This is a genomic window from Pseudoalteromonas sp. 20-MNA-CIBAN-0454, assembly GCF_040308685.1.
Taxonomy (GTDB): Bacteria; Pseudomonadota; Gammaproteobacteria; order Enterobacterales; family Alteromonadaceae; genus Pseudoalteromonas; species Pseudoalteromonas nigrifaciens.
This window is the reverse complement of the sequence record NZ_JBEOOB010000060.1, coordinates 1-7,889: the sequence shown is the minus strand read 5'-3', so window position 1 is coordinate 7,889 and position 7,889 is coordinate 1. Positions and strand designations below refer to the sequence as shown.

Below are 7,889 nucleotides of genomic sequence, written 5' to 3'. Positions count from 1 at the left end.
AAAGGTTCTTCTAACTTCCACAAAGCCAGAAAGAAAGTCGCTCGCGTTCAAGCAAAGATTGCTGATTGTCGTCACGACTTCACCCACAAACTGACTTCCCAATTGATAAACGATAATCAAGTGATTAGCTGTGAAAGTCTGAGCGTAAAAAACATGGTCAAGAATCGAAAACTTGCTAAAGCAATTAGCGATGCCAACTGGGGCGAGTTCGTGCGCCAACTTACCTACAAAGCTGAGTGGTACGGTCGAACTGTAGTTAAGATTGATAAGTGGTATCCAAGCTCTAAACGCTGTAATTGCTGCGGTTACGTTGTCGATTCCTTGCCGTTACATATCCGCAAATGGTCGTGTCCTCAATGCTTTAGTGAGCTAGACCGCGACATAAATGCGGCACTGAATATTAAAGCTGTCGGGCAGACAGTGTTAGCCTGTGGAGCGTAAGTAAGACTTTAGATTCTTTTGAATTTAAAGCGATACGCTATGAAACAGGAATCCCCCTCCTTTCCCGACTTGTCGGGCGCGAAGCGAGGTGGGGGAGGATGTCAAGGGGCTTAAATACTTGGCCGGTGCCTATTTAGCTTATTTGGGAGTGCAAGCACTGCGAGCAGCCAAACCGGGGGCAAATCTAAATGATAATATTGCCAACAAAACGGTGCCAGCAGAGCCCGTTTGGTTTGCCTTTCGGCGCGGCTTTTTAACCAATGCATTAAACCCTAAAGCCACCTTGTTTTTTATTTTAATAGCTTTGGCTATTCGTGTTGTAATTTAAAACCAAGTTACATTATTTAATTTTAGGAGTAGGTATGTCGCTTTATAATTTTTCGTTTGGCTCTAACATGTCGTCTCACCGTTTACTGGCGCGCTTGCCTAATGCTAAGCGCATTGGTACAGCCGTATTACAAGGTTATGAGCTAACCTTTGATATGTATTTTAAAGATGGCTCAGGTAAGTGCAGTATTAGCCCAAGTGATGCAGAGGATGCGTTAGTTTATGGGGTTGTTTATCAAATAAGTGATGCCGAAAAAGTCATTTTAGATGGTATAGAAGGTGCAGGTTACGACTGCGTAAATATAACCGTAAAGCTTTTAAGCGGCGAAGACGTTAACGCTCATTGCTATATTGCCAATACCCATGACAGTGAAGCGCTACCCTACGACTGGTATATTAAACACGTTCATCGCGGCGCGCTTGAAGCTGGCGTTCCAAAAGCATACAGTGATGCAATATTAAACCGCGCGCAAAAAAGCGACAGTAACCTAGAGCGTGCTGAAATTGAATTTGCAGTACATCAAAAATAATCATAATAAAAAAGGATAACAATGAAGTTAATTAAGTTTGCCACAATTGCTTTATTAGCAGGGGCTACGTTTAGTACCTGGGCACAGGTAGATACCAATAAAATAGAGCAGGTAATTAAAACCTCCATGGCACGTTTTGATGTGCCAGGAATGGCAGTTGCTATTGTTGAAAACGACAAAGTGATATTTGCTAAAGGTTTTGGTGTAACCCATATAAACACCGGTAATAAGGTTAATAAAGACACCTTGTTTGGCATTGCATCTAACACCAAAGCATTTACCAGTGCGGCGCTGGCTAAGTTGGTTGATGAAGGCAAGTTGAGCTGGGACGATAAAGTGATTGATCACCTGCCAGAATTTCAACTATATGACGCATACGTAACCCGCGAAATGCGTATTCGCGATCTGCTGAGTCATCGCAGTGGGTTGGGGCTTGGGCAAGGCGACTTAATGATTTGGCCAAGTACCGACAAGTCGGTTGATGATATTTTAGCAGGCTTAAAATACTTAAAACCGGCCAGCAGCTTTCGCAGCCAATATGCGTATAACAACTTAATGTTTGTTACCGCAGGGGAAGTGGTAGCACGCGTATCTGGGATGAGTTGGAACGATTACATCGAAAAAAACATGTTACAGCCGCTAAATATGACTCACTCGCGAGCGGGGTTTTCGCGCATTCCAAGTAGCAATAAAAACTGGGCAACGGGGCATATTCCGATGGATAACCAACTCCATCCATTTTTTGTTAACTACCTAGAAGATTTTAGAGGCGCTGGGGCAATAGCCTCAAGTGCCAGCGATATGAGCCAATGGCTACGTACGCAACTTGCTGGTGGCACAATGCCAAATGGCGAGCAGTTATTTAGCGAAAAACAACAAGCGCAAATGTGGCATCCACATATAACGGCTATGGCGTCTAAAAGCGCGTTTGAGGCGTATCATCAGCAGTTTAGAGGTTACGGGCTAGGCTGGAGTATTGAGGACTACCACGGCTTTAAAAAGCTTGGTCACGGTGGCGGTATTTTAGGCATGGTGTCGCAGGTTACATTACTGCCTGAGAAAAAACTCGGTATTGTTATTTTAAGTAATCAGCAAGCATTTGGTGCGCTAGCGGCAGTAACTCACGAAGTGCTTGAAGATGCGCTTGAGCTTGAAGATAAAGATTGGGTTGAAGACTTAGCTAAAAAGCATTTTGAAAGCAAAGAGAAAGCATACGCTAACGCAAAGCCTGCAGCGCCAGCTGATTATCAACCGCAACTACCTAATATTAATTACACTGGTACATTGCACGATAATTGGTACGGCGATGTAATTATTGAGCAGCTTGATGGCAAATTACATATTGATTTTACGCATACCAAGGGCTTAAAAGGCTCACTTGAGCATTACACTGGCAATACTTTTATTGTTAAGTGGGATGAAAAGCTACTTGAGGCTGATGCGTTTATTAATTTTAATATGAATACAGAAAATAGAGTGAGTAACGCTAAAATGCGTGCAGTTTCAACGCAAGTAACCGACTTTAGTTTTGACTTTAGAAATTTAAAATTAACAGCAAAATAACTGTTTTTGCTATCCCTAATTTGCTATATCTAGCGTAAAGGGTATACACCAAAGTCGCAAAGCCACCCACGGGTGGCTTTGTTATATTATGTTTAATGATACAGTTAGGAGCATTTATGCGTACCGCAATTATTTCTCACCCTCATTGTCGTAAACATAAAATGATTGATGATCACCCAGAGTGCCCAGAGCGGTTAGATGCCATTAACGATCGCTTACTAGCAAGCGGGTTAGATATTGCTATTGAGCAAAAGCAAGCGCCTAAAGCGCAACGAGAGCATTACTTACTTGCGCATGACGAATCATTAGTTAGCTCTGTTGAAAGTAAAATACCTACCCAAGGGCTTGTCGATTTAGACGGTGATACTTGGTTATGTCCCGATTCATTAAAAGCAATTGAGCGTGCAGTAGGAGCCGGTATTTTAGCGGTAGATGAAATACTAGAGGGCAACCTTGATGCTGCATTTTGCTCGGTGCGCCCGCCGGGGCATCATGCAAATCGCACTACCTCATCCGGTTTTTGTGTATTTAACAACCTTGCTATTGCGGTTAAATATGCACAAAGCAAAGGGGTTAAGCGCATTGCTATTGTTGATTTTGATGTACATCATGGTAATGGCACTCAAGATATATTTATAGATGATAAAAACGTCTTGTTTTGCTCTTTATTTCAGCATCCATTTTATCCCAATACAGTGGTTGAAAATAACACCACGTTAGTTAATTCACCTTTGCCAATTGCCAGCGACGGTAACGATTTAAAAGCGGTATTTGAGCAGCAATGGCTGCCTAAACTAAATGCTTTTAAGCCTGACATGTTATTTATTAGCGCAGGATTTGATGCTCACCTTGAAGATGATATGGCCAGTTTAAAGTTTGTAGAGGAAGATTACCGCTGGCTAACCGAGCAATTAGCCCGCTTTAGCGAGCAGCATAATTGCCGCGGTATGGTGTCGTATTTAGAAGGGGGGTATGCGCTTTCTGCGTTGGGTCGCAGTGCAATTGCACATGTTAAAGCGTTAGTCGATTATGAGTAACGCAAATGCTTGCTCAGGTGTTAGCTGCTTAATTTTACTTAGGCAACACTGACCTTCTTTTAGCAAATAATCTTTCACTAAATCTGCTAATTCAATGGCACTAATGGCTGTTTTTGGCTCGCCACTTAATGTTGTATAACTATACTTACTATCTAAAATAATAATTCTGCTTTTTTGCAGCTCATCCATCGCATATACAAAATCATCTACTTCATCAGGCTGCTCAGCTAACTCAATTTCATTGTTATAAATAATAATTTTTGGATACGACATGCTTATTTATTGTCCTACATCAAAGGGGGAATATTTGCTCGATTTATACTCGCTTATTAGTGCAAATTTAGGGAGTAGAATAATGCCACACAGTAGCCGTTTTCAAAAAGTAGGTGATATTTTTACTAATAAGGTAATAACCTGTAGCAAGCATACGCCATTAATTGATGCGGTTAAACTAATGCGGGCACATAATATCAGTGCAATATTTATTGCGCAGCAACAACGCATATTAGGTGTTTGGACAGAAACTGACTGTTTAAAACTCGACTTTACCAATCCTGCAGTTACAAGCACTAGCATTAAAGATGTGATGACGAGCCCGGTTTTAAGTGTCCCTAGCCAGCAGCCTTTAAGTGATACCGCACTAACTTTTCATCAGCATGGTGTAAGGCATTTACTCGTTACCGATAACAACAACGTACCGTGTGGGGTAATTAGCATTACAGATATTGTGCGCAATCAAGGGCTTGATCATTACTTACAGTTTCGCACTATTAACGACCAGTACACTAAAAACATAACAATTGTACCTAGCTCATTAGCGGTAAATGAAGCGGTAAAACTAATGCGTGAACGCAGCGAAAAAGTTATTTTAGTTTTTAATCAACAGCAAAAAGAACATGGCATTATTACGCAGCGCGATTTATTACAACTGATCACACGCCAGAGCGAGCAGAGTGTGTGCTGGGATTTAGCAAGTCGGCCGCTTTATAAAATAACCCCACAAGATAGCCTGTTTGATGCTTACAAATTAATGTTAGATAGCCAAGTACGGCATTTAGTGGTGAGCGACAAAGATGAAATTAAAGGCGTGTTGTCACTCGAACATTTAATACATGAAATTGAAAGTGCGTATTGTTCTGAGCTAGAAAAAGTATTAGTGCAACGAGATTTAGCCCTACAGCACTCGCAGCGAAACCTATATTTAGCCAATAAAATAATAGATTCATCACTCGACGGCATAATGATCACCCATAGCAACAGCACTATTATTCAAGTAAACCCAGCATTTACCCAATTGACCGGCTATAAAGAACATGAAGTTATAGGTAAGTGCCCAAGTATATTGAGCTCTGGGCGGCATGATAAAAGCTTTTATATAAAAATGTGGGATGCAATCAACAAAACGGGCGTGTGGCAGGGAGAAATTTGTAATCGTAAAAAAAATGGCGATATTTATATAGAGTGGTTAACTATAATTGAAATTAAAGAGCCAAATAATTCAGATGCTATTTATGCGGCAATTTTTAGTGATATTACCGAGCGAAAAAATGCTGAAGATAAAATTGTGCAGTTGGCTTATTTTGATGAATTAACGGGCCTACCAAATAGACGTTTGTTTAACGACAGGCTCAAAATGGCTTTGGCTGCAGCTCACCGCGACCAGCATTTATTGGCGGTGATGTTTATCGATCTAGATCGCTTTAAAGAAGTAAACGATAGTTTAGGCCATAGCGCAGGGGATTGTTTATTAACTCTGGTTGCTGCGCGTATCGAGGCTACTTTAAACGAAGGCGATACCTTAGCGCGTTTAGGGGGAGATGAATTTGTAGTGCTGTGCGAAATAAATAAGATTGATGCAGTAGCTAGTTTAGCTGACAAAATACTAAATAACTTAAACTCTCCGTTTCAATTAGACCATGTTGAAGTAGGTGTAACAGCTTCGATTGGCGCGGCTGTTTACCCTGATGATGGCCTAGACAGCGAAACACTGCTAAAGCATGCCGATATTGCTATGTATCGCTCAAAAGATGTGGGGCGTAATTCGTTTCAATTATTTAAACCTTCTATGAATGCTCGCTCGCTAGAGCGCCTAGCCATGATGAGTCGTTTTCAGCATGCGTTAGATAATAACGAATTTGAATTGTATTTTCAGCCAAAACAATGCCTTAAAAGTGAACAGATTATGGGCGTTGAGGCATTATTGCGTTGGCACGACCCCGATTTGGGAATGATATCGCCCGCGCAATTTATTCCGCTTGCTGAAGAGCTAGGGTTGATAGTGCGGTTAGATTTATGGGTTATTAATCAGGCGGGTAAAGTACTAACGCTATGGCAAAAAGAAGGACTGGTGGCTGGGCGCTTAGCAATTAATATATCGGCATGTCATTTAAGCCACGGCAAGCTGGCAAACAATATTAGCACTATGCTTAAACATTATAATTTACCCGGTAGTTTACTTGAAATAGAACTGACAGAAAGCAGCTTTATTGGCTCATTTACACAGGCTAAAACGCAGTTGCAGCAACTAAAAAAGCTGGGCGTGCATATAGCATTAGACGACTTTGGTACCGGGTACTCGGCATTGAGTTATTTAACGAAACTGCCTTTTGATACATTAAAAATAGACGCGAGCTTTATTGCTAAAGTCCCTGATGAATACGGCAATAGCCAAATAGTTGCAGCGCTTATTGCACTGGCAAGCAATTTAAACTTAATGGTAGTGGCAGAGGGAGTTGAGCAGCTAGCTCAAAAAAACTACCTTATTAGCTTAGGGTGTAATGTTATACAGGGGTATTACTATTGCCACCCGTTAACGCAGCGGCAATGGTTTGATTTTTATCGGTTGAACTGCTTATCTGCGAGCACTCAACCAACCGGCACTTAGCCTACGGTTACTTCGTAAGAGGTGAATTTTCGAATGTTAATAACGCCTTTTTCAAAAATTAAATACTGACCTTTAATGCCTTGTAAAATACCGCTTACTACCGGGTCTTTATCAAAGTTAAACGAGCTGATTTTGGTTGGGTATTCGCTTACCGGAAAGTTTAAATCAACTACGTCTTCATCTAGCTGTTCAATAGCTGTTGCGCCAAATAGCTCGCTTAGCTCATTTAGCTTTGCACTAATTTGTGGAATAAGCTCAGCGGCTGCAGCTTTTAAATCTAGCGCTTCGTTTTGGCCTTTTAGCATATTGCGCCAATTAGTTTTATCAGCAATAAATTCAGCCAATGCCACTTCTACTAAGCCTGATTGCAACCGTGTTTGCACTTTAAAAATAGGCAATGCTTGGGTAGCGCCTTGATCAACCCAGCGAGTTGGTATTTGCGTGTGGCGAGTAATACCCACTTTTAGTCCTGAGGTATTAGCGAGGTAGACGTAATGCGGGATCATGCAATTTTCTTCTCCCCACTCTGGCTCGCGGCAAGTACCTTGATCGTAATGGCAGGTTTCTGGCTTCATAATACACATATCGCAACTAGCAAGTTTGCGCATGCATACAAAGCAATGGCCTTGAGAATAGCTTTTTTTGGTTTTTTTACCGCAGCTAGAGCATAAAATTGTGCCGCTAAAAGTAAGCGTTAGCTCTTTGCCTATAAATGCATTTAAGTCGACTAAGTGCTCACCCACAGGTAAGTGATATTGTACCGGCTCGGTTAAGCTCGATTTTAATTTACGCAATGTGCCTTGCATCTTTACTTGGCCCCTAAAGATGTTAAAAAGGGGAGTCTAACATTTTTAAATTATATTGGCTGTTTAAGTACTGTAAATAATCGTCATACGCGAGTGGTTTGGCGTAAAGGTATCCTTGTGCGTGATCGGCGTTCATACCTTTAAGTAAGTCGTGAACCTCTTGCGTTTCTACCCCTTCAATAGTAATTGTTGACATCCTCCACCACCTCGCCAAGCGCCTGAACAAGTTCAGGAAAGGAGGGGGATTCCGATTAGTTTAAAACCATCGGGGCCTTGTGATCACTCATAAGGCAAGTTCCTG

General features: G+C 41.5%; 8 protein-coding genes and 1 pseudogene. 6 read left to right on the top strand and 3 right to left on the bottom strand.

The features are described from left to right. The 5 genes and pseudogenes from AAEZ22_RS17580 to AAEZ22_RS17560 all read left to right on the top strand — a co-directional run. Positions 1 to 441: RNA-guided endonuclease TnpB family protein (locus AAEZ22_RS17580; protein ID WP_352298206.1), on the top strand; the 441-nt coding region annotated here is incomplete at its 5' end. Positions 442 to 550: 109 nt separating this feature from the next. Further along, positions 551 to 736, top strand: a pseudogene (locus AAEZ22_RS17575) (LysE family transporter); the annotation flags it as partial. Between the two features lie 67 nt (positions 737 to 803). Further along, positions 804 to 1,298: a gamma-glutamylcyclotransferase family protein gene (locus AAEZ22_RS17570; RefSeq protein WP_011327047.1), complete on the top strand. Its 495-nt coding sequence runs from the start codon at positions 804 to 806 to the stop codon at positions 1,296 to 1,298. A 21-nt stretch (positions 1,299 to 1,319) separates the two neighbouring features. Then, positions 1,320 to 2,861 (top strand): serine hydrolase, encoded by a 1,542-nt coding sequence (locus tag AAEZ22_RS17565; RefSeq protein ID WP_179807988.1) that lies wholly within the window; start codon positions 1,320 to 1,322, stop codon positions 2,859 to 2,861. 116 nt (positions 2,862 to 2,977) lie between these two features. Continuing rightward, entirely contained in the window at positions 2,978 to 3,898 is a 921-nt protein-coding gene (locus AAEZ22_RS17560) for a histone deacetylase family protein (protein ID WP_352298203.1), read from the top strand. On the opposite strand, the gene AAEZ22_RS17555 is transcribed toward AAEZ22_RS17560, so the two are convergent. After that, complete coding sequence (locus AAEZ22_RS17555; RefSeq protein WP_011327050.1) at positions 3,881 to 4,171, bottom strand: DUF4144 family protein; 291 nt, start codon at positions 4,169 to 4,171, stop codon at positions 3,881 to 3,883. The genes AAEZ22_RS17560 and AAEZ22_RS17555 overlap by 18 nt on opposite strands. Positions 4,172 to 4,253: 82 nt before the next feature. On the opposite strand from AAEZ22_RS17555, the gene AAEZ22_RS17550 reads away from it, so the two are divergent. Continuing rightward, on the top strand, positions 4,254 to 6,782 hold the full coding sequence (locus tag AAEZ22_RS17550) for an EAL domain-containing protein (RefSeq protein WP_352298200.1): 2,529 nt from the start codon (positions 4,254 to 4,256) through the stop codon (positions 6,780 to 6,782). On the opposite strand, the gene AAEZ22_RS17545 is transcribed toward AAEZ22_RS17550, so the two are convergent. Together AAEZ22_RS17545 and AAEZ22_RS17540 are read right to left on the bottom strand one after the other, a co-directional pair. Continuing rightward, a complete protein-coding gene (locus tag AAEZ22_RS17545) occupies positions 6,779 to 7,588 on the bottom strand; it encodes a DUF2797 domain-containing protein (RefSeq protein ID WP_179807990.1) in 810 nt (269 codons plus the stop codon). The two genes, AAEZ22_RS17550 and AAEZ22_RS17545, sit on opposite strands and share 4 nt — an antisense overlap. Before the next feature lie 22 nt (positions 7,589 to 7,610). Beyond that, complete coding sequence (locus AAEZ22_RS17540; RefSeq protein ID WP_162010629.1) at positions 7,611 to 7,784, bottom strand: hypothetical protein; 174 nt, start codon at positions 7,782 to 7,784, stop codon at positions 7,611 to 7,613. Between the last annotated feature and the right edge of the window lie 105 nt (positions 7,785 to 7,889).